Consider the following 20589-nt stretch of genomic DNA (forward strand, 5'->3'; position numbering starts at 1 on the left):
GTCGGCGACGTCGACGACCACTGTGATCGCCTGCCCCCCGGCCGCCTCCACCTCGCGGCGGGCGGCGGCCAGGCCGACCTCGCCCCGGGCCAGCAGTGCCAGGCGGTAGCCGCGCGCGCCGAGCATCCGGGCGGTCGCGCGGCCGATGCCGCCCGACGCCCCGGTGATGACGACCGTGCGTGACGGGTGCGACGTGGGTGTGGTGCTCATCTGTCCTCCTCGATGAAGCCGCGGTCGGCGAGCCCCGCCGCGGCGAGCCGGTGCCCGGTCTCCAGGGCCAGGGCGTGGACGAAGGCCTGCGGCAGGTTGCCGCGCAGCTGCCGCTGCACGACGTCGAACTCCTCGGCGAACAGGCCCGGTGGCCCCAGCGCGCCGCGGTTGCGCTCGTACCAGCGCACCGCTGCCGTGAGGTCGCCCTGCTGCAGCAGGGCCAGTGCGACGTGGAAGCCGCTCAGCACGAACGCGCCCTCCTCCGCGTGGAGCGGCTCGCGGCGGTCCTGCCGGAAGCGGTAGACGTAACCGTCGTCGGCGAGCTCGTCGAGCACGGCGGCGAGCGTGCGCCGCTGCCGCTCGTCACCGGCCGGCACGGCACCCCGCACCCCCGCCAGCACGAGGGCGGCGTCGACGCGCTGGTCGTCGGGGGCGCGCTGCCAGCGGCCGTCGGGGTGGAGGCAGTCCTCGTCCACCGAGCGCACCAGGGTGTCGGCGAGGCGGTCCCACTCCCGCCCTGCCGCTCCCCCGCGGCGGGCGGCCGCCGCGCGCAGGCCGGCGGCGCACATCAGGCGCGAGTGCGCCCACCGACGGTCCTCCAGCTCCCAGATGCCGGCGTCGGGCTCGCGCCACCGTCGCCGCACGGTGCTGACCAGCGACTCGACGGCTCGGGTGCCGTGGGAGTCGAGCCCCAGCCGGGCGTCCGCGGCGCTGAGCAGGAGCAGGCTCTCGCCGACGGCGTCCAGCTGGAACTGGCCGGTGACGTGGTTGCCCGCCCTCACCGGGGCGCCGGGATAGCCGGTTAGCGACACGGGCCGCTCCTCCGGCACCGGCCCTCCGTCGACCGTGTACGCCGGGGCGAGGTGGTCGCCGTCGTCGAGCACGCGGTCGCCGACGAACCCGACGGCACGGGCGAGCAGGTCGTCGGCCCCGACCGCCGCGGCCGCCTGCCCGGCGTAGGCCTGGTCGCGGATCCAGGCGTAGCGGTAGTCGTAGTCGCGGCCGCGGTCGGCGCGCTCGGGCATCGAGGTCGTGGCGGCGGCGACCATCCCGCCGTCAGCGCTGGTGAGCCCGCGCAGCACCACGTAGCTGTGCTGGGACTCCCGGGGCGCCACCGAGGCCCCCAGGTCGGGCTGGCCGTCCGCCCATGCCTCCTCGGTGCGGCGCCACAGGTCTGCCGGGCGCGGCGGACGGGCGGGCAGCGGGCCGCGGGCGATCTCCAGCACCAGGTCGTGGTGCTCCCCCGCGGCGAGGTCGAGGTCGGCCACCACCGGCCCGTCGTACTGCCGGGCGCTCCCGGGTACCCCCGTCCACCGGAACGTCAGGTCGCCCGACGTGCCCTCCCACGTCGTCGGCGCAGTCCGGCGCACCACCATGTCGTGCTGGTCGAACCCGGCCCGGACGTCCAGCGCCGCGCGCACCTGCGCCGAGCCACGGACCGGCTCGACCCGGCGCAGCAGCACGACGCGGTCCCGCTCCCCCGGGTACGCCAGCGCCTCCCGGCACTCGACGACCGCCCCCGTCGTCACCCATCGGCTGCGCCAGACCAGGCTGCCCCGCTCGTAGTGGCCGCCCCACGTGAAACGCTCGTCGCGCGGGGTGACCGTGTACGCGCCACGCCCGCCCAGCAGCCCGCTGAACGCCGCGTCGTCGTGCCAGCGGGGCGCGCACAGGAATCCGATGTCGCCTCGCGGTCCGATGAGCGCGCCGCGTTCACCGTCGGCGAGCAGTGCGTACTGCCTCAAGGTCTGCGGCACGGGCCCACGCCCTCCTCACGGCATCGCCGACGGCACATGTATGCGCTACGGCATGTATATGCGGTCGGGGCGACGCTTTCAAGGCGTCGCCCCCGGCGTGCCGGCCCGGGGGCCTAGAGGTCGACCTCGCCCACGACGCGGGTGACCGCGTCGCCGGAGACCCAGACCCGCTCGCCGACGGCCTCGAGCCGGACCCGGCCCTCCCGGCCGATGACCGAGCCCTGGCGCGCGGTGTACGACGGCGGCAGCGCGCCCACCCCGATCAGCCACTGGGCCAGCCCGGCGTTGGCGCTGCCGGTGACCGGGTCCTCGGTGAAGTCGCGTCCGTCGGCGAAGAACGCGCGCACCTCTACGTCGGCCCCCAGCTCGGAGGCGCGCGCGTCGCCCCAGCGCCCGAGGACGGTGACCTTGAGGTCGGTGAAGGCGGCGATGTCGGGCACGAGGCCGACCACGACGTCGGCCGAGCCGAGGTCGACGCCCACCCAGCCGGGGCCGTTGTCGATCCACGCCATGTCCTGCACCTGTGACGCGTCCACGTCGAGCCCGGCGAGGACCCGCGCCCGCAGGTCGTCGTCCACGGGCCCGGAGCGTCGCAGCGGCGGTGCGGTGAAGCCGAGCCGCGGCGAGCGGCGTACGTCGACGAGGCCGGCGCCGCACTCCTGCACCAGCACGTCCTCGCGCGGCACTCCCCCGGCCTCCAGCCAGGCGTGGGCGCTGCCGATCGTGGGGTGGCCGGCGAAGGGCAGCTCGCCGGCCGGGGTCCAGATGCGCACGCGGTAGTCGGCGCCCGGGTCGGTCGGGGCGCAGAGGAAGGTGGTCTCCGAGAGGTTGGTCCACCGGGCGAAGTCGGCCATCTGGTCGTCGCTGACGCCGTCGGCGTCGTGCACGACGGCGAGCGGGTTGCCGAGCCACGGCTCGGCACTGAACACGTCGACCTGGCGGAAGGACAGCACGCGGTGATCCTGCCACCCCTGCCGGGGAGACCCGTCAGCCGGCGGCGAGGAAGGCGAGCGCCTGGCGGTAGCCGTCGACGCCCTGCCCGGCGATGGTGGTCGCGGCGTGCGGCTCGACGACCGAGGTGTGCCGGAACTCCTCCGCCCGCTGCTTCGGGTCGGAGATGTGCACCTCGACCAGCGGCGCGGTGAGCTGGGCACAGGCGTCCCAGAGCGCCAGCGAGTAGTGGGTCCAGGCGCCGGCGTTGAGGACGACGGACACCCCGTCGTCGGCGGCGGCGTTGAGCCAGTCGAGCAGGTCGCCCTCGTGGTTGGTCTGGCGCACCTCGACCTCGAGGCCCAGCTCGCTCCCCCACGCGACGCACTGGTGCGCGAGCTCGGCGTGGGTGGTGGAGCCGTAGATCTCCGGCTGCCGCCGGCCGAGGCGGCCGAGGTTGGGGCCGTTGAGGACGAGCACGCGCGTCATGACGGCAGCGTACGGCTCCGCGCGGCGCGGACGTCGGCCGTGTCCGGCAGGGCCGGCACCACCCAGTCCGACGGCGGTCGCCAGGTCGTCCACTCCTCGCCGAGCGGCCAGCTGCGGCCCTCGACCAGCTCGGCACGCGCCCACTCCGCGATCGCGCGCACCTCCTCGGCCTGCGCGAGGGCGAGGACACCGCTGTCCACGGCGGCCGCGAGCTCGTCGGCGTCCTTGAGCCACAGGGTGCCGTCCGCCTCCCGCCACAGGTCGAGGACCAGGTCACGCGTGTTGGTCTCGTCGCCGTGCCGACGGTGGGTCAGCTCGAGGTTGACGTAGTGCCCGGCGAGCGCGCCGTCGTCCTCGAGGAACACCCACACCGACCACGGGCGCGCCGTGGGCGCGATGCGCAGGATGCCGCCGCCCTGCCACGTCCCGAGGGTCGGGACGCGCTCGCCCAGGAACCGCTCCGCCAGCGGCCGGTCGCGCAGCGCGAGGCCGTCCTCCGGGGCCGAGGACAGGACCTCCGTGCCGGGTGCCAGCCACGCCACCAGTCCGCGCTCGTCGTCGCGCACGACCCGCATCGGGTCGCACCTCCGCCCGTAGCGCCACTGCACGACGGCACCCTCGGCCAGGAACGGGGCGGTGCCGGCAGGACGCCACGGACCGTCGCCCTCGGACCTGCGCAGCCCCTCGAGCACGGCGAGGTCGACCTCGCGCGGCGAGGCCGGTCCGCTCAGGCGTGCCATGGTGCCGCCGGACGCGCTGACGGCGGTCTCGTCCTCCGGCACCTCGGTCATCCGCGCGGGGAGAGCGACGCGTAGGCCGCGCGCAGGTCGTCCTCGCGGGGGCCCGCGAGGATCCGCGGCGCGGCGAGGTCGTCGATCACGACGAAGCGCAGCTGGGAGCCCCGCGCCTTCTTGTCGACCTTCATCGCCGCGTGGAGCTCCTCGAAGGACGCGGCGTCGTAGGTCGTGGGCAGGCCGACGCGGGACAGCACGGCACGGTGCCGCTCCACCAGCCCGGGCGGGAGCGAGCCGGCGAGGGCGGCCAGCTCGGCGACGTAGACGCAGCCGATGGCCACGGCCTCGCCGTGCCGCACGGTGTAGTCGCTGGTGCGCTCGATGGCGTGGGCCAGGGTGTGGCCGTAGTTGAGCACCTCGCGGCCGGGGTGGCCGCCGGAGCCGCCGGTCTCGCGGAGGTCGTCGACCACGACGTCGACCTTGACCCGCACGGCGCGCTCGACGAGCTCGCGCAGCTCGGCGGAGTCCCACGTGATCGCCGCGGGGTCGGTGCGCTCGACGAGGTCGAGGATCGCCGGGTCTGCGACGAAGCCGCACTTGACGACCTCGCCGAGTCCGGCGACGAGCTCCTCGCGGGGCAGCGACTCCAGCAGCGACAGGTCGCACAGGACACCGGCGGGCTCGTGGAAGGCGCCGACGAGGTTCTTGCCGGCACCGGTGTTGATCCCGGTCTTGCCGCCGACGGCGGCGTCCACCATCGCGAGCAGCGTCGTCGGGACGTGGACGACGCGTACGCCGCGCAGCCAGCTCGCCGCGACGAAGCCGCCCAGGTCGGTCGTCGCCCCGCCGCCGATGGTGACCACGGCGTCGGAGCGGGTGAACCCGGCCTCGCCGAGCGCCTCCCAGCAGTCGGCCGCCACCGGGGCGGTCTTGGCCCGCTCGCCGTCGGGCAGGCCGAGGGCGAGGACGTCGTAGTGCTCGACCAGGGCGTCGACGACCGGGTCGGCGAGGGCGCCCAGGGTGCCGGCGTAGAGCACGGCGACCCGCTCGACGGTGTCGCCGAGGATGCCCGGCAGCCGGCCGGACAGGCCGTGCCCGACCACGACGTCGTAGGGCGAGGCGCCGCCGACGCGGATGACGGTGTCGCTCGTCGGCGCGGTCACGACAGCAGCTCCCGGACCTCGGCGGCGACCTCCTCGGGCGTGCGCCCGTCGGTCTCCACGACGTGGTCGGCGACCGACTCGTAGATCGGGGTGCGCTCGTCGAGGAGGGTCTTGATCCGGGCCCGCACGTTGCCGAGCAGCAGCGGACGGCCCACGCCCAGCCCGACCCGGCGCACCGCGTCGGAGAGACCGACCCGGAGGAACACCACCGTCTGGTCCGCGAGCAGGTCGCAGGTCTCCGGGCGCAGCACCGCGCCGCCCCCGAGCGCCAGCACGCCGTCGTGCTCGGCGAGCGCGGCGACCACGGCGGCCGCCTCGAGGTCGCGGAAGTGCTCCTCACCGGACTCGACGAAGATGTCGGCGATCTCACGACCGCTCGTCTCGACGATGTCGGCGTCGGTGTCGCGCACCGGCACGCCCCAGGCGTCGCCGAGCAGGGTGGCGACCGTCGTCTTCCCCGCACCCATCGGGCCGACCAGCACCACGCGCGGGGCCACGGCGGCGCTCACCGGAACCGGAGCGTGTCGAGGTACGCCGTGGCGTTGCGCCGGGTCTCGGTGACCGAGTCGCCGCCGAACTTCTCCACCACCGCGTCGGCGAGCACCAGCGCCACCATCGCCTCGGCGACGATGCCGGCCGCCGGGACCGCGCAGACGTCGGAGCGCTGGTGGTGGGCCACCGTGGCCTCGCCGGTCGCGACGTCGACGGTGCGCAGCGCGCGCGGCACGGTGGCGATCGGCTTCATCGCCGCCCGCACCCGCAGCACCTCACCGGTCGACATGCCGCCCTCGGTGCCGCCGGAGCGGCCGGAGGTGCGCCGCAGGCCCTCGTCGGTGGGCACGATCTCGTCGTGGGCCAGCGAGCCGGGCGTGTCGGCGAGCTCGAAGCCGTCGCCGACCTCGACGCCCTTGATCGCCTGGATGCCCATCAGCGCCCCGGCCAGCCGGGCGTCGAGCCGGCGGTCCCAGTGGACGTGGGAGCCGAGGCCCGGCGGCAGGCCGTGCACGACGACCTCGACGACGCCGCCGAGGGTGTCGCCGTCCTTGTGCGCCTGGTCGATGCGGGCCACCATCGCGGCGCTCGCGTCGGGATCGAGGCAGCGGACCTCGTCGGCGTCGAGGCGCGCGACGTCGTCGGGCCCGGGGACCGAGCCGGCAGGCGCCCTGACGCCGCCCAGCGAGACGACGTGCGACACGATGCGCGCGCCGACGGCCTGCTCGAGGAAGTTGGAGGCCACCCGACCGAGCGCGACGCGGGCGGCCGTCTCGCGCGCGGAGGCGCGCTCGAGGATCGGGCGGGCCTCGTCGAAGTCGTACTTCTGCATGCCCACGAGGTCGGCGTGGCCGGGCCGCGGACGGGTCAGCGCGGCGTTGCGGGCCAGCGCGTCGAGCTCCACCTGGTCGACCGGGTCGGCCGACATCACCTTCTCCCACTTGGGCCACTCGGTGTTGCCGACCTCGATGGCGACCGGTCCGCCCTGGGTCTCGCCGTGGCGGACGCCTCCGAGGACGCGCACCTGGTCCTGCTCGAACTTCATCCGCGCACCGCGGCCGTGGCCCAGGCGTCGACGCGCCAGGGAGTCGGCGAGGTCGTCGGTGGTGACGCGGACGTGGGCGGGGAGCCCCTCGAGGATCGCCACCAGCGCGGGGCCGTGGGACTCGCCTGCTGTGAGCCATCGGAGCATGGCCCCAGTCTCTCAGCCCCAGATGCGCCCGGCGAGCGCGGTCCCCCAGACGAGACCCACGAGGGCACCGACCAGCATCGCCGGGCCGAAGGGGTACGCCGTGCGCATCAGGCTGCGGTCCCGCCGGACGATCGCGACCACGAGCCCCGGGACGCCGAGGAGGGCCATGCCGAACCAGACGCCCAGCAGCGCCGTGCCGCCGCTCACCCAGCCGAGCACGAGCCCGACGAGCGCGGAGAGCCGGACGTCGCCGTAGCCCATGCCGGCCCCCGGCAGGAACCACCACAGCAGCCAGTAGAAGACGAAGACCACCGCGAGCGCCACGAGCGCACGCACCAGGGAGGCGCGCTCGTCGGTCGCGAGGCCGACCGCCACCACGAGGGCGACCGTGGCCAGGGTGGCCGGCACCACGACGGCCTTCGGCAGCAGGCGGGTGTGCCAGTCGATGAAGGCGAGCGAGACCGCCACCGGTGTCAGCGGGACGAGCCACAGCAGCGACCAGTCCGGCCCGGTGCTCCACCCGAGGAGCCCGGCCGCGAGCGCGGACACGACCGCGCAGCGCGGGCCGAGCCCCGGGCGCGCGGCGAGGTCGGCGTAGGGCACCTTGGGGGGCTCGCCCTCGTGGCGCTCCTCCTCCGGCACCGGCGCGGGCTCGGGGATGCGGGCCACGAGGGCCGGGACGAGCAGTCCGCCGAGCCCGCCGAGGAGCGCGGTGACGAGCGCGGCGACCAGCGTGCTGCTCACGCGCGGCCCCGCTCGGCGAGCGCGCGCCGCCCGGCCTCGCGCATGGCCTCCAGCGGCGCGTCGAGGCCGGTGAAGAGGGTGAGCTGGAGCGCGGCCTGGTGCACCAGGAGGTCGAGGCCGCCGACGAGCACCTGCTCGTCGGTCACCGACGCCGCGAGCGGGGTGGGCCACGGGTCGTAGAGCGCCTCGAAGACGACCGGCACGCCACGGCACGCCTCGACGAGCGCCGGGACCTGCGCGGACGCCGGGATGGTGGAGACGACCACGTCGGCCTCCACCGGGGCGGCGCCGAGCCCGGCCACGCGCACGTCGACGCCCGCCGGGTGGGAGCGCAGCACCGCCACCGTCTCGGCCGCACGGGCCGCCTCGCGCACCCGCACCTCGATCGAGCGCACCCCGAGGTCGGCGAGCGTCAGCCCGACCGAGCCCGCCGTCGCGCCGCCGCCCAGGACCACGGCCGACGTCAGCGGCACCGGCGTGCGCTCCCGGACCGCGGCCGCGGCCCCGGGCAGGTCGGTGTTGTCGCCGAGGCGCTCACCGGAGTCCTCGAGGACGACGGTGTTGACCGCGCCGGCCAGCCGGGCCCGGTCGGTGAGCCGGTCGACGAGCGGCACGACCTCCCGCTTGAGCGGCATGGTCAGCGACAGCCCGCGCCACTGCCCGTCGAGCCCTGCGAGGAACGCCGGCAGCCCGCCCGACGGCACCCGGTGGGCGTCGTAGGACCAGTCGAGCCCGAGCACGTCGTAGGCCGCCCGGTGCAGGGCCGGCGACAGCGAGTGGGCGACCGGGTCGCCCAGCACGCCGCAGCGACGCGCGCTCACGCCCGGCCGTCCTCCGCCGCCCCCTCGCCGGTCAGCACCGGTCGGAGGTCTCGCAGTAGGCCTTGTACTCGTCGCGGCCCTCCAGGAAGCCGTCGTAGTCGTCGTAGAACTTCGTCTCGCCCGTGGAGAGGTCGACGGTGACGTAGTAGTACCAGTTGCCCTCGGCCGGGTTGGCCGCCGCGGCGATGGCGTCGTCGCCCGGCGCCTCGATCGGCGTCGGCGGCAGGCCGGGGTTCAACCGGGTGTTGTAGGGCGTGTCCTCGGCCAGCTGGTCGGGGGTCAGCTCGGTCGAGCCGGGCGACAGGCCGAGCCCGTAGGCGATGGCCGCGTCGATGCCGAGCGTGCCGTTGGTGCCGCCCTTGTCGCCGGGGCCGTCGAGGCGGTTGTAGATCACCCGCGAGATCTTCGGCATGTCGCTGCCGCGTCCCTCGGCCTGGATGAGCGAGGCGATGATCATCAGCTCGCCGGGGGTGTGGTCCAGCGCAGCGGCCCGCTCCTCCAGCCCGGCCTCGTCGGCGGCCTCGCGCCAGCGCGCCACCATCGCCTTGAGGATCGCCACCGGCTTCATGCCGGGCTTGATCTCGTAGGTGGCCGGGAAGAGGTAGCCCTCGGCGTTGCCGCCGGCGTAGTCGGGCAGACCGATCTTCCCCGACTCCAGCGCGCGGTTCCACGCCGCCTCCGGGAACTCGGTCTTCTCCGCCAGCGTGGACACGATCTCGGTGAGTCGCAGCCCCTCGGGGATCGTGACCGTGGGGTAGCCGATGAGGTTGCCGGGGTCGATGAGGACGTCGAGCGCGTCGGCGGCCTTCATCTCCTTCTTGAGCTGGTACGCCCCGACCTGGATGCCGTTGGAGTCGGGCTCCCCGGCAGCAGCGTCGATGAACGCCTGCACCGACTTGGTGACCCCGTCTGCCTTGAGGTTGCGGCCGATCTGGGCGACCGAGTCGCCCTCGTTGACGGTGAACTCGACCTTGCCCGTGCCCGGCCCCGGGTAGTCGTCGGGGCCCTCGAACTGCTCGGCGATGAACGACACGCCCTTGGTGATGCCGAAGTAGAAGCCGCCGACGAGCACGGCGAGCGCGACGAGGACGGCGAGGCAGCCCTTGCCGCCGCGGCTCTTGCGCCGCTTGCCGCCGGGGACGTACTCGTACGGCGCGTCCGAGCCGTCGTCCTCGGGTCCGGCGCCGGGCCGGGCCTCGTGCTCACTCATCGTTCACCTCGACGATCTCTCCGGGTGCCTGTCCGCTCGAGCGCTCCGTGTCGAGTGCAGTCTGCAGGATCAGCACGGCGGCGGCCTGGTCCACCACGGCACGTCGCCTGGCGCCCTTGCGGCCCTGCTCGCGCAGGACCTGCTCGGCCGACACCGTGGTCAGTCGCTCATCACACAGCCTGACGGGGACCGGTGCAACTCGGCGCGCCACCTTGCCCGCGAAGTCGCGGGCCTTGGCGGCCGCCGGTCCCTCGGCGCCGCTGAGCGAGCGCGGCAGGCCGACGACGACCTCCACGGCCCCGAGCTCGGCGACGAGAGCGGCGATCCGGCGTAGGTCTCCCCCGCCGCGGCGCACCGTCTCCACCGGGGTGGCGAGGAAGCCGGTGGGGTCGCTGCTGGCCACCCCGATCCGGGAGTCCCCCGGGTCGAGACCCAGCCGCACGCCTGGCCGCACGCTCAGCCCTGCGCCGTACGGGCGGCGACCTCGCGGGCGACCAGGGCGAGCGCCTCGTCGATCCGCGAGGCGTCGGTGCCGCCGCCCTGTGCGACGTCGTCCTTGCCGCCGCCCTTGCCGCCGAGCAGCGGACCGACGGCGCGGACCAGCTCGCCGGCCGACAGGCCGCGGGCGCGGGCCTCGTCGTTGGTCGCGGCCACGACCGACACCTTGCCGTCGGCCTGCCCGATGACCACCACGACGCCGGGCTCGCCCTGCGGGAGCCGGCCGCGCACGTCCAGGGCGAGGTTGCGCACGTCACCGCCGGCGGCGCCGTCGGCACGGTGGGCGACCAGTCGCACCGGCCCGACCTGCTCCGCCCCGGCCGCGAGCTCGGCGCTGGCGCCCAGCAGCCGGGCCAGGCGCATCTTCTCCAGCTCCTTCTCGGTCGACCGGAGCCGCTCGGTCATCGCCTGGACCCGGTCGACGAGGTCGTCGGGCTGGGCCTTGAGCAGACCGGTCAGCTGGGCGACCACGTCGCGCTCGCGGGCGAGGTAGCCGAAGCCCTCGACGCCGGTGAGCGCCTCGATGCGGCGGTTGCCCGAGCCCACGCTCGTCTCGCCGGTCACCACGACGGTGCCGATCTGCGAGGAGTGGTCGACGTGCGTGCCACCGCAGAGCTCGCGCGACCAGGGTCCGCCGATCTCGACGACGCGCACCTTGGTGTTGTCGTAGGTCTCGCCGAAGAGCGCGATCGCGCCCCACTCCTTGGCCTGGTCGAGGGTCATGTAGTCCCACGACACCGCGAGGTCGGCGCGCAGCGCCTGCTGGGAGACGCGCTCGACCTCGCGCACCTGCTCGGGGCTCAGCGCCTTCGTCCAGCCGAAGTCGAGGCGGAGGTAGCCGGGGCGGTTGTAGGAGCCCGACTGGAGCGCGGTGGGGCCGAGCACCTCGCGCAGGGCGGCGTGCACGACGTGCGTGCCGGAGTGCGCCTGGCGCGCGCCGGTGCGCCACTCGGGGTCGACGCGGGCGTGGACCTCGCGGCCCGGGTCGAGCTCGCCCTCCAGCACGCGCACCTGGTGGACGACCAGGCCCTTGATCGGGCGCTGGACGTCGATCACCTCGAGCCGGCCTCCGTCGAAGACGATCGTGCCCGCGTCGGCGACCTGGCCGCCGGACTCGGCGTAGAAGGGGGTGCGGTCGAGCACCAGCTCGCCGACCTCGCCCTCGCCCAGGCGCTGCACGGGTGCGCCACCGCTGAGCAGCGCCAGCGGGCGCGACTCGGTCTCGAGCGTCTCGTAGGCCAGCCACTCGGTCGGTCCGTGCGCATCGAAGATGCTGCGGTAGGCCGCGGTGTCGCCGTGAGCGCCCTTCTTGGCGCGGGCGTCGGCCTTCGCGCGCTCGCGCTGCTCGGCCATGAGGCCGCGGAAGCCCTGCTCGTCGACGACGAGTCCCTGCTCGGCCGCCATCTCGAGGGTGAGGTCGATCGGGAAGCCGTAGGTGTCGTGCAGGGCGAACGCACGCTCGCCCGACAGGGTCGACCCACCGGTGGCCTTCACCTCCTCGGCGGCCGTGTCGAAGATCTGGGTGCCGGCCTGGAGGGTCTTGCGGAACGCGTCCTCCTCGGCGAACGCGACCTGGGAGATGCGGGCCCAGTCGGTGAGGAGGTTGTCGTAGGTCTGGCCCATCCGGTCGCGCGAGACCGGCATCAGCTCGGGCAGGACCCGGTCCTCGCAACCCAGCAGGCGCATCGAGCGCACCGCGCGGCGCAGCAGCCGCCGCAGCACGTAGCCGCGGCCGTCATTGCCGGGCGTGACGCCGTCGCCGATGAGCATCATCGAGGACCGCACGTGGTCGGCGACCACGCGGAAGCGGACGTCGTCGTCCTTGTCGGCGCCGTACTTCTTGCCGGTGAGCTCCTCGGCCTTCTCGATGACCGGGTACATCACGTCGATCTCGTACATGTTGTTCCGGCCCTGCAGCAGGAAAGCGACGCGATCCAGGCCCATGCCGGTGTCGATGTTCTTCTTCGGCAGCGAGCCGGAGATGTCGAAGTCGGTCTTGGAGCGCACGGCGCTGAGCTCGTCCTGCATGAAGACGAGGTTCCAGATCTCGAGGAGCCGGTCCTCGAGCTCGTAGGGCATGTCGGGGCCCAGCGTGGCGGGGTCGAAGTCCGGTCCCCACTCGGGCCCGCGGTCGTAGAGGATCTCCGAGCAGGGGCCGCCGGGTCCGGGCACGCCCATCGACCAGTAGTTCTCCTTGTTGCCCAGCTGGACGATGCGCTCGCGGGGGAAGCCGGTGGTCTTCGTCCAGAAGCCGATGGCCTCCTCGTCGCCGACCAGGACCGAGGGGTAGAGCCGGTCGGGGTCCAGGCCGTAGCCCCCGTCGTCGACGGGGCCGGTGAGCAGGCTCCAGGCCAGCTCGATGGCCTGCTCCTTGAAGTAGTCGCCGAAGGAGAAGTTGCCGCACATCTCGAAGAACGTGCCGTGGCGGGTGGTCTTGCCGACGTCCTCGATGTCGGGGGTGCGCACGCACTTCTGGATGCTCGTGGCGCGGTCGTAGGGCGGCGTCTCCTGACCGAGGAAGTACGGCTTGAACGGCACCATGCCGGCCGGCACGAACAGCAGGTTCGGGTCGTCGGCGAGCAGGGAGGCCGAGGGCACCACGGCGTGACCGGCGGCCTCGAAGTGCGCGAGGAAGCGGCGGCGGATCTCGGCGGTGTCCATCAGTGCAGGTCCTTGGGGGTATCGGTGGATCCGGTCAGTTCGTGCGGTCCATGAGGCCGGAGCCCGAGCTGCTCGCGCAGCTCCGTCTCGCGCTCGGCCCGGCCCTGCTGGACCTCCTCGGCGAAGACCCGTGCGCCGGCCTGCCAGCCGCGCACGCGGTCGCGCAGGCCGTCGGCGGTCAGGGACTCGGCGACCCGGCGGGCGCGGGCGGCGGCGTAGACCCCGACCCCCGCCCCGGCGACGAACCAGAGTGGGCGTCCCATCAGGCCACGTCCTCCCCGAGCTCGGTGCGCGCCCGGGCACGGAACTCGCGCAGTGCCTGCTTCATCTCGGCCCGGCGCTCCCGGCCGGCCCGGCGGGCCTCCTGCCGGGCCTCGAAGCGGATCCGGTTGCGGCTCTCGGGCGAGAGCGCGCGCCGCAGTCCGTGGGTCCAGGCAGCCGCCTTGACCACGGTCTCCCGGGCGACGATGTCGGCGAACAGCCGCCCGTCGATGTCGCGGGCCACCGGGACCGGGGCCGCGTCGGTGGTCAGACCGGTGATGACGTACGTCGCCGCCTGCTCCTGCGGCACCTCCGCCGCGGCTGCCCCGGGGGTGGACGCGGGGATGGACGCGGGGGTCGACGCGGGGCTCGACGCGGGCTGCGCGGCGATGTGAGCGTCGAGGTCGCTGACGCAACGCTCGGCACGGGCGGCGCGGGCGCCGGCCCGGGCGGCGAGGACCAGCGCGAGGAGCGCGAGCACGCACGCCACCGCGGTGGCCAGCTGCCACGCCTGCTCCGTCGTCACCGGGACAGCCTATAAGCCGCGCCGATCACCGCACGACGTAGAGGTCCTTGTAGTCGGGCGTGCCGGTCGCCGGGTCGCCGTTCGGGTGGCCGACGTCCTGCCCGAAGGCGAAGAGGCGGTTGACGTGGGCGATCGGCACCACCGGGAACCAGCGCTCCGTCACCTCACGGTCGAGCCGGCCCCAGGCCGCCGGCTGCTCCGCGGCGGGCAGGGTGGCGATCCGCTCCATCTCGGCGTCGACCGACGGCTCCGAGAAGTGCGCGGTGTTGTAGATCCCGTCCGTGTGGAGCAGCGGCGGCAGGACCGCGGAACCGCTCGGCCACGTGGGGCAGATGTTGGCGGCGCGCACGTTGAGCCTCTGGTTGAGCGGACTGCCCGGGTCGAGCCAGATGCCGTAGGGCGAGTCCTGGACCGGGATGGCCTTGACCGAGAAGCCCCCGGCCTCGAGGCCCTTGGTGACCTGCTCCTGGGCGTCGCGCGCCCTCGGGTCGAGCTCGGGGAAGATCATCGTCAGCGGGTAGGGCTCGTCGCCGTGCCCTGCCTCGGCGAGCAGCTCGCGGGCACGCCCCGGGTCGTACGCGATCGGCTCGGGGCCGGGCTCCGTGTCCGGCACGCCGGGCATGCCCGGCGCCATCAGGGAGCCGGCGGGCTCGCGCGTCACGCCGGGCACCTCGCCGGCCGCGATCCACGCGTCCTCGTAGGGGAAGGCGTAGGCCAGGGCCCGGCGCACCCGCACGTCGGTGATCTTGGTGTAGTCGGGCGCCAGGGTCGCCACGCAGCTCGTGGACGTCTGCACCAGGCGGTCCCCCAGCACCCGGTCGGCCCGCCGGTAGCTGCCGGCGCCGACCGAGGTGGAGAGCGCCGCGCGGCTGCGCGAGCCGCCCGAGAGCATGATCTCGTCGACCGTGGCCTGGTCCTGGCTGAAGCGGAACACCCACCTCTCGGCGTACTGGTGCCGCGCCGGGTCGGACGCGGCCGACCACTCGTCGTTGCGCACCAGGACCAGCTGCTCGTGGGGGTCCCACGACTCGACCCGGTAGGGGCCGTTGGCGAGGGGGCGGTGGTCGTAGGTCGCGGGGTCGGAGGCCTCGCCCAGGGGCACTGCGCCCATCGCGGTCGACGCGCCCCAGTAGTCCATGTCGGGGAACGGTCGCGACATCCGGATCGTGACGTCCTGGCCGTCGACCGAGATCCCGTCCCAGTCCTCGCAGTCGGGGTCGTCGCCGGTGTAGGGGCCCTCGTAGCCGTCGGCACCCTCGAAGTAGGTGCGGGAGTACTGGGCCCCTGCCCCGTCGGGGAACGCACCGGAGTCGAGCGAGCGGCAGATGCCGAAGGCGACCTCCTCGGGCGTGACCGGGCTGCCGTCCTCCCACGTCGCGTCGTCGCGGATCGTGAACGTCCACTCGGTGAAGTCGTCGTTGTGCCGCCCGAGGTCGGTGGCGAGGTCCGGCACGAGGACGGAGTCACCGTCCTCGTCCTGCCCGTACTGGGTCAGCGAGCGGCTGACCAGCGCCTGCTGGATCGGGTTGCCGACGGCCGACCAGGCCTTGGTGGGGTCGAGCGTGTCGGGACCCAGCGCGCCGGGGAGGTAGACCGTCAGCGTGCCGCCCTCGACCGCGCCGGCGACGGGAGCCGCCGGTCCGGTCGCGCCGGCGTCCTTGGTGCCGGGAGCGGACGCCACGAAGTGGTGTCCCGCACCCGGCCGGTGGGCCTGCTCGTCCGCCCCGCCCCCGCAGGCAGCGGCCAACGCGAGCAGGGCCGCCCCTGCCGCGACGACCGCCAGCGGCCTGGTCATGCTCATGCTGCTTCTGTCCCCCGATGTCGGTGCCGGTATGTCCGGTCACCGGACAGTCCATCACGACGCAGGCGGATCCGCGCGCGGAACGATGCGGCGAGGTGGTGTGCTACCGGCCACGCACGATCCGGCGCACCCGCTCCCAGCGCTCGCGCACGCCGGCCTCCGCGCCGAGGCTCGTCGGCTCGTAGTAGGTGGCGTCGGCCAGGACGTCGGGGAGGTACTGCTGCTCGACGACGCCGTAGGGCTCGTCGTGGGGGTAGGCGTAGCCCTTGCCGTGCCCGAGGTCCTTTGCCCCGCCGTAGTGGGCGTCGCGCAGGTGGGCCGGCACCTGCCCGATCTTCCCGGCGCGCACGTCGGCGAGGGCTCCGTCGATCGCCGCGATGACGGCGTTGGACTTCGGCGCGACGGCGAGGTGGATGGTCGCCTGCGCGAGGTTGATCCGCGCCTCCGGCATGCCGATCAGCTGCACCGCCTGCGCGGCGGCCACGGCCGCCTGGAGCGCGGTGGGGTCGGCCAGGCCGATGTCCTCGCTGGCGTGCACCACGAGCCGGCGGGCGATGAAGCGCGGGTCCTCTCCCGCCTCGATCATCCGCGCGAGGTAGTGCAGCGCGGCGTCGGGGTCGGAGCCGCGGATCGACTTGATGAAGGCGCTGATGACGTCGTAGTGCTGGTCGCCCTGGCGGTCGTAGCGCACCGCCGCCTGGTCGACGGCCGTCTCGGCGGTGGCGAGGTCGATGGTGTCGCGCCCGTTGCTCGCGGCCGCACCGGCGGCCGCCTCGAGGTAGGTCAGCGCCCTCCGGGCGTCGCCGCCGGCGAGGCGTACGAGGTGCTCGCGCGCCTCCTCCTCCAGCGAGGTCCGGCCCGCCAGGCCGCGCTCGTCGGCCAGCGCCTGCTCGATGACCTCGGCGACGTCGTCGTCGGTCAGCGACTGCAGCCGCAGCAGCAGGCTGCGCGAGAGCAGCGGGCTGATCACGGAGAAGAACGGGTTCTCCGTCGTCGCGGCGATGAGCGTCACCCAGCGGTTCTCCACGCCGGGCAGGAGGGCGTCCTGCTGGGCCTTGGTGAAGCGGTGCACCTCGTCGACGAAGAGCACGGTCTCCTGGCCGCTGCGCACCAGCTCGGCGCGGGCGCCGTCGATGGCGGCCCGCACCTCCTTGACGCCGGCCGCGACGGCCGACACCTCCACGAACCGGCGCTGGGTCTGCTGGCTGACGATCGAGGCGATGGTGGTCTTGCCCGTGCCCGGGGGGCCCCACAGCAGCAGCGACATCGACTGGTCGCCCTCGACCAGGCGCCGCAGCGGCGACCCGGCCGCGCGGAGCTGCTGCTGGCCGACCAGCTCGTCGATGGTCCGCGGCCGCATCCGCACCGCGAGTGGCGCCGAGGCGTGCGTGTTGGCACCCAGGGAGCCGGCCCCCGGGTCACCGGGTCCGGACATGGATCCGGGCGCGGGGTGCCCCGCGCCCGGAATCTCGAACAGTCCGTCCACAGCTGGAGTATCCCAGCCCCGGCCTCACGGCCGGGACGGGAGGTCAGGCCCCGACGGTCTGCTTCTTGTCGAGGTCGTACCAGGTCTTCTCGTAGCCCGGGATGGTGAGCTGCGTGTTGGACGGCGTGGCACCCGGGACCGGGCTGCCCTGGTCGTCGACGCCGAGCAGGTCGGTCGTGACGGGGGTGGCCGGGTGGGCGCCGAGCTCGCCAGCGAAGTGGCAGGCCACCTTGTGGCGCGAGCCGATCTGCAGCAGAGGCGGCTCGACCTTCGCGCAGATCTCCTGCGCGAACTGGCAGCGGGTGCGGAAGCGGCAGCCCGACGGCGGGTTGATCGGGCTCGGGACGTCGCCCTCGAGCCGGATCCGCTCGCGCCGACCGCCCACCGCAGCCTGCTTCACGTCGGGCACGGCGGAGAGCAGCGCCTGCGTGTAGGGGTGGTGCGGGCGGCCGTAGATGGTCTCGCGGTCGCCGATCTCCACGATCTTGCCGAGGTACATCACGGCGATCTCGGGGCAGAAGTGACGCACGATGGCCAGGTCGTGGGCGATGAAGAGGAACGCCACGTCGAACTCGCGCTGGATGTCCTGGAGCAGGTTGATGACCTGCGCCTGGATCGAGACGTCGAGCGCGGAGACCGGCTCGTCGGCGACGAGCACCTTCGGGTTGAGGGTCAGCGCGCGGGCGATGCCGATGCGCTGGCGCTGGCCACCGGAGAACTCGTTGGGGTACCGGTTGTAGTGCTCGGGGTTGAGGCCCACGACCTCGAGCAGCTCCTGCACCCGCTTGAGCACCTGGTTCTTCGGGACGATGTTGTGCACCTCGAGGGGCGCACCGACGATCGTGCCGACGGTGTGGCGCGGGTTCAGCGAGGTGTAGGGGTCCTGGAAGATCATCTGCACGTCGCGGCGCAGCGGCTTCATCTCCCGGTTGGACAGCTTGGCCAGGTCGTGGCCGTCGAACATCATCGAGCCGCCGGTCGGCTTGTAGAGCCGGGTGATCAGGCGTCCGGTGGTCGACTTGCCGCAGCCGGACTCGCCGACCAGGCCGAGCGAGCCGCCCTTCGGCACCTCGAAGGAGATGCCGTCCACGGCCTGCACGTGGCCGATGGTGCGACGCACGACGCCCGAGGACTTCACCGGGAAGTACATCTTCAGGTTGTCGACGGTGAGCACCGCCGGCGCGTCGGGGTCGAGCTCGGAGGCGACGTGGCCCTGCTCGGCGACGGTGGCGAAGTCGAGGCTCTCGGGCAGCAGGTCGTGGTCGTTGGTCACGTCGTGCCGCTCGTCGAGCACCCGGTCACCGGTCTCGGCCGCGTTGGCCCCCACCTCGGTGGGCTCGACCTGGGCGCGGGCGTTGGGGTCCTGGGTCATCGGGTCTCCTCGACGAGGTCGGGGGCGATCTCGGGCAGCACCTCGGTCTGGTAGACCGCGACCGGGTCGGCGAGGTGGCAGCGCTTGAGGTGCGCCGTGCCGGAGCTGGCCGGGAGCAGCTCCGGGAGCTGGGTGGAGCACAGGTCACCGGCGACCTTGTCGGAGTGCACGCACCGCGGGTGGAAGGAACATCCCGACGGGGGCCGCAGCAGGCTGGGCGGGTTGCCGGGGATGGGGATCAGGCGGGCATCGGTGGACGCGGTCACGTCCGGGATGCTGGAGAGCAGGCCCCACGTGTAGGGCATCTCGGGCGAGGTGAGGATCTGCTTCGCCGTGCCGTACTCCACGCAGCGGCCGGCGTACATCACCAGGACGTCGTCGGCCATCTCGGCGATGACGCCGAGGTCGTGGGTGATGATGATGACGGCCGAGTTGAACTCGCGCTGCAGGTCCTGGAGCAGGTCGAGGATCTGGGCCTGGACCGTCACGTCGAGCGCGGTGGTCGGCTCGTCGGCGATGAGCAGCGACGGGTCGTTGATCAGGCCCATCGCGATCATCGCGCGCTGGCGCATGCCGCCGGAGAACTGGTGCGGGAAGTCGTCCACGCGCCGGTCCGGCTGCGGGATGCCGACGCGGTCGAGCATCTCGATCGCCTTGCGGCGGGCGTCGCGCTTGGACGCGCCGGAGTGGTGGACCAGGTAGGCCTCCTCGAGCTGCTTGCCGATCTTGTAGAACGGGTGCAGCGCGGCGAGCGCGTCCTGGAAGATCATCGCCATCGAGTTGCCGCGCAGGGCGCGCATGCGCGACTCGCTCAGACCGACGACCTCGGTGCCGCCGACGCGGATCGAGCCGGAGATCTGGGCCGACTTGGCGTCGTGCAGGCCCATCACGGCCATGCTCGAGACGGACTTGCCGGAGCCGGACTCGCCGACGATGCCGAGGGTCTTGCCCTTCTCGACCGAGTAGGTCAGGCCGCTGACCGCGGTCACCGGCCCGTCCTCGGTCGGGAACGTCACCTTCAGGTCCTCGACCTGGAGGAAGGGACCCTCGCCGGCCGACTTCTCGGCCGCGGACGACTGGGTCATGGGAACGCTGGTCACGAAAGCCTCACCCTCGGGTCGAGCACGCTGTAGACGACGTCCACGAGCAGGTTGGACAGGATCAGGACGACGGCGCTGAACAGCGCGGTCGCCTGGACGACGGGCAGGTCACGGCCCTGGACGGCCTGCAGGCTCCACCAGCCGATGCCCTGGATCTCGAAGATCCGCTCGGTGAAGATCGTGCCGGCGAGCAGGGTGCCGAAGTCGATGCCGAAGATCGTCACGACCGGCACGAGGGCCGCGCGGAGGCCGTGCTTGTAGACGATGGTCCGCGTCGGCAGTCCCTTGGACTTCGCCGTGCGGATGTAGTCCTCGCTCAGCGCCTCGACCATGGCGCCGCGCGTGAATCGGGTGTACTGGGTGCAGCCGAAGATGCCGAGCGCGACCCAGGCCAGGAACAGGCCGCTGAACCACTTCCACGGCCCGTCGTGGATGGGCGAGAAGTATCCGGTGTCGCTGAACAGCGGGACCTCGAACGTGATCGTGAGGTACAGCCAGGTGAGCAGCGCGAAGAGGTAGTAGGGGATCGAGCTGATGAACAGGAAGCTCGACACCAGGGCCTTGTCCGACAGGCTGCCGCGCCGTCGGGCGGCGGCGACGCCGATGGGGACGCCGAAGAGGAGGTAGAGGAAGGCGCCGCCGATGGCCACGGAGAAGGTCGCGGGCATCCGCTTGACCAGCTCCTCCTTCACCGGCTGCTTGGTGCGGAAGCTGACGCCGAGGCACGGCGCGCTGCACTCGTACTCGTTGGAGGCGATGGTCAGCGTGCGGCCGACGAAGATGCCCTTGACGTACTTGCCGTACTCCTCGTAGACGGGGTTCTGGTAGCCCAGGGTCCGCTCGTAGGTGTCCAGCTTGGCCGAGGTGCAGCGGTTGCTGGTCTCGCGGTCACAGATCGGCTGGGCGGGGCTGGAAGGGCCGTACCAGAACAGCAGGAAGATCGCCATCGAGACCAGGGTCACGACGAGGACTCCCGAGACAAGGCGCTTCACGACATACGCGAACATCGCAGGTCACTCTCCGGGGATGGTGGATGAGTCGGACCCCCTGAGGCAGGAAGCCTACCGGGTCCGGGCTGCCGAGTGGGGGCTCCCGGTGTGTCGGGAGCCCCCACCCGTCAGTGGTTGCTACTGGGTACTACG

The 20589-nt window shown here is 73.4% G+C and carries 20 protein-coding genes; all 20 read right to left on the reverse strand.

All coding sequences use genetic code 11. The annotated features are described in order from the left end of the window. A partial coding sequence (locus ACFFJG_RS01210; protein WP_378516791.1) for an SDR family NAD(P)-dependent oxidoreductase occupies window positions 1–210 on the reverse strand: 210 nt, incomplete at its 3' end. Continuing rightward, entirely contained in the window at window positions 207–1967 is a 1761-nt protein-coding gene (locus ACFFJG_RS01215; RefSeq protein WP_378516792.1) for a glycoside hydrolase family 15 protein, read from the reverse strand. The genes ACFFJG_RS01210 and ACFFJG_RS01215, both read right to left, overlap by 4 nt. A gap of 113 nt (window positions 1968–2080) precedes the next feature. Continuing rightward, window positions 2081–2920: a PhzF family protein gene (locus tag ACFFJG_RS01220; protein WP_378516793.1), complete on the reverse strand. Its 840-nt coding sequence runs from the start codon at window positions 2918–2920 to the stop codon at window positions 2081–2083. 34 nt (window positions 2921–2954) lie between these two features. Then, window positions 2955–3386, reverse strand: coding sequence for a type II 3-dehydroquinate dehydratase (locus ACFFJG_RS01225; RefSeq protein ID WP_378516794.1), 432 nt, complete (start codon window positions 3384–3386; stop codon window positions 2955–2957). Next, window positions 3383–4177, reverse strand: a complete 795-nt coding sequence (locus ACFFJG_RS01230; protein ID WP_378516795.1) for a DUF402 domain-containing protein — start codon at window positions 4175–4177, stop codon at window positions 3383–3385. Before ACFFJG_RS01230 ends, ACFFJG_RS01225 begins: the two co-directional genes overlap by 4 nt. Beyond that, complete coding sequence (aroB, locus tag ACFFJG_RS01235; protein WP_378516796.1) at window positions 4174–5283, reverse strand: 3-dehydroquinate synthase; 1110 nt, start codon at window positions 5281–5283, stop codon at window positions 4174–4176. The genes ACFFJG_RS01230 and aroB overlap by 4 nt, the downstream gene beginning before the upstream one ends. Then, complete coding sequence (locus ACFFJG_RS01240) at window positions 5280–5792, reverse strand: shikimate kinase (protein ID WP_378516797.1); 513 nt, start codon at window positions 5790–5792, stop codon at window positions 5280–5282. The genes aroB and ACFFJG_RS01240 overlap by 4 nt, the downstream gene beginning before the upstream one ends. Then, entirely contained in the window at window positions 5789–6967 is a 1179-nt protein-coding gene (aroC, locus tag ACFFJG_RS01245; protein ID WP_378516798.1) for a chorismate synthase, read from the reverse strand. Before aroC ends, ACFFJG_RS01240 begins: the two co-directional genes overlap by 4 nt. Window positions 6968–6979: 12 nt before the next feature. Then, window positions 6980–7711, reverse strand: a complete 732-nt coding sequence (locus tag ACFFJG_RS01250) for a prepilin peptidase (RefSeq protein WP_378516799.1) — start codon at window positions 7709–7711, stop codon at window positions 6980–6982. Beyond that, window positions 7708–8532, reverse strand: coding sequence for a shikimate dehydrogenase (locus ACFFJG_RS01255; RefSeq protein WP_378516800.1), 825 nt, complete (start codon window positions 8530–8532; stop codon window positions 7708–7710). Before ACFFJG_RS01255 ends, ACFFJG_RS01250 begins: the two co-directional genes overlap by 4 nt. Window positions 8533–8563: 31 nt before the next feature. After that, window positions 8564–9742, reverse strand: coding sequence for an endolytic transglycosylase MltG (mltG, locus tag ACFFJG_RS01260; RefSeq protein WP_378516801.1), 1179 nt, complete (start codon window positions 9740–9742; stop codon window positions 8564–8566). Beyond that, a complete protein-coding gene (ruvX, locus tag ACFFJG_RS01265; protein WP_378516802.1) occupies window positions 9735–10196 on the reverse strand; it encodes a Holliday junction resolvase RuvX in 462 nt (153 codons plus the stop codon). Before ruvX ends, mltG begins: the two co-directional genes overlap by 8 nt. 2 nt (window positions 10197–10198) lie before the next feature. After that, the gene (gene alaS / locus ACFFJG_RS01270; protein WP_378516803.1) at window positions 10199–12901 is read right to left on the reverse strand and encodes an alanine--tRNA ligase; all 2703 of its coding nucleotides are present in this window, start codon (window positions 12899–12901) and stop codon (window positions 10199–10201) included. Further along, window positions 12901–13164 (reverse strand): DUF6167 family protein, encoded by a 264-nt coding sequence (locus ACFFJG_RS01275; protein ID WP_378516804.1) that lies wholly within the window; start codon window positions 13162–13164, stop codon window positions 12901–12903. Before ACFFJG_RS01275 ends, alaS begins: the two co-directional genes overlap by 1 nt. Beyond that, window positions 13164–13688 (reverse strand): hypothetical protein, encoded by a 525-nt coding sequence (locus ACFFJG_RS01280; protein WP_378516805.1) that lies wholly within the window; start codon window positions 13686–13688, stop codon window positions 13164–13166. Before ACFFJG_RS01280 ends, ACFFJG_RS01275 begins: the two co-directional genes overlap by 1 nt. Window positions 13689–13713: 25 nt before the next feature. Continuing rightward, on the reverse strand, window positions 13714–15489 hold the full coding sequence (locus ACFFJG_RS01285; protein ID WP_378516806.1) for an ABC transporter substrate-binding protein: 1776 nt from the start codon (window positions 15487–15489) through the stop codon (window positions 13714–13716). Window positions 15490–15592: 103 nt separating this feature from the next. Then, window positions 15593–16924, reverse strand: coding sequence for a replication-associated recombination protein A (locus ACFFJG_RS01290; protein ID WP_378519434.1), 1332 nt, complete (start codon window positions 16922–16924; stop codon window positions 15593–15595). A gap of 94 nt (window positions 16925–17018) precedes the next feature. Next, window positions 17019–18347: an ABC transporter ATP-binding protein gene (locus tag ACFFJG_RS01295; RefSeq protein ID WP_446686211.1), complete on the reverse strand. Its 1329-nt coding sequence runs from the start codon at window positions 18345–18347 to the stop codon at window positions 17019–17021. Beyond that, window positions 18344–19432: an ABC transporter ATP-binding protein gene (locus tag ACFFJG_RS01300; protein WP_378516807.1), complete on the reverse strand. Its 1089-nt coding sequence runs from the start codon at window positions 19430–19432 to the stop codon at window positions 18344–18346. The genes ACFFJG_RS01295 and ACFFJG_RS01300 overlap by 4 nt, the downstream gene beginning before the upstream one ends. Before the next feature lie 11 nt (window positions 19433–19443). Further along, entirely contained in the window at window positions 19444–20454 is a 1011-nt protein-coding gene (locus ACFFJG_RS01305; RefSeq protein WP_378516808.1) for an ABC transporter permease, read from the reverse strand. Window positions 20455–20589: the final 135 nt, after the last annotated feature.

Source organism: Nocardioides zeicaulis (genome assembly GCF_042432345.1).
In the GTDB taxonomy this organism is placed as follows: Bacteria; Actinomycetota; Actinomycetes; order Propionibacteriales; family Nocardioidaceae; genus Nocardioides; species Nocardioides zeicaulis.

Bases quoted from the DNA above. Each gene is read 5' to 3' on its own strand.
- ACFFJG_RS01225 (WP_378516794.1), bottom strand. From the start codon at position 3,386: ATGACGCGCGTGCTCGTCCTCAACGGCCCCAACCTCGGCCGCCTCGGC.
- ACFFJG_RS01230 (WP_378516795.1), bottom strand. From the start codon at position 4,177: ATGACCGAGGTGCCGGAGGACGAGACCGCCGTCAGCGCGTCCGGCGGC.
- aroC (WP_378516798.1), bottom strand. From the start codon at position 6,967: ATGCTCCGATGGCTCACAGCAGGCGAGTCCCACGGCCCCGCGCTGGTG.
- mltG (WP_378516801.1), bottom strand. From the start codon at position 9,742: ATGAGTGAGCACGAGGCCCGGCCCGGCGCCGGACCCGAGGACGACGGC.
- alaS (WP_378516803.1), bottom strand. From the start codon at position 12,901: ATGGACACCGCCGAGATCCGCCGCCGCTTCCTCGCGCACTTCGAGGCC.
- ACFFJG_RS01275 (WP_378516804.1), bottom strand. From the start codon at position 13,164: ATGGGACGCCCACTCTGGTTCGTCGCCGGGGCGGGGGTCGGGGTCTAC.
- ACFFJG_RS01285 (WP_378516806.1), bottom strand. From the start codon at position 15,489: ATGAGCATGACCAGGCCGCTGGCGGTCGTCGCGGCAGGGGCGGCCCTG.
- ACFFJG_RS01290 (WP_378519434.1), bottom strand. From the start codon at position 16,924: ATGTCCGGACCCGGTGACCCGGGGGCCGGCTCCCTGGGTGCCAACACG.
- ACFFJG_RS01295 (WP_446686211.1), bottom strand. From the start codon at position 18,347: ATGACCCAGGACCCCAACGCCCGCGCCCAGGTCGAGCCCACCGAGGTG.
- ACFFJG_RS01300 (WP_378516807.1), bottom strand. From the start codon at position 19,432: ATGACCCAGTCGTCCGCGGCCGAGAAGTCGGCCGGCGAGGGTCCCTTC.
- ACFFJG_RS01305 (WP_378516808.1), bottom strand. From the start codon at position 20,454: ATGTTCGCGTATGTCGTGAAGCGCCTTGTCTCGGGAGTCCTCGTCGTG.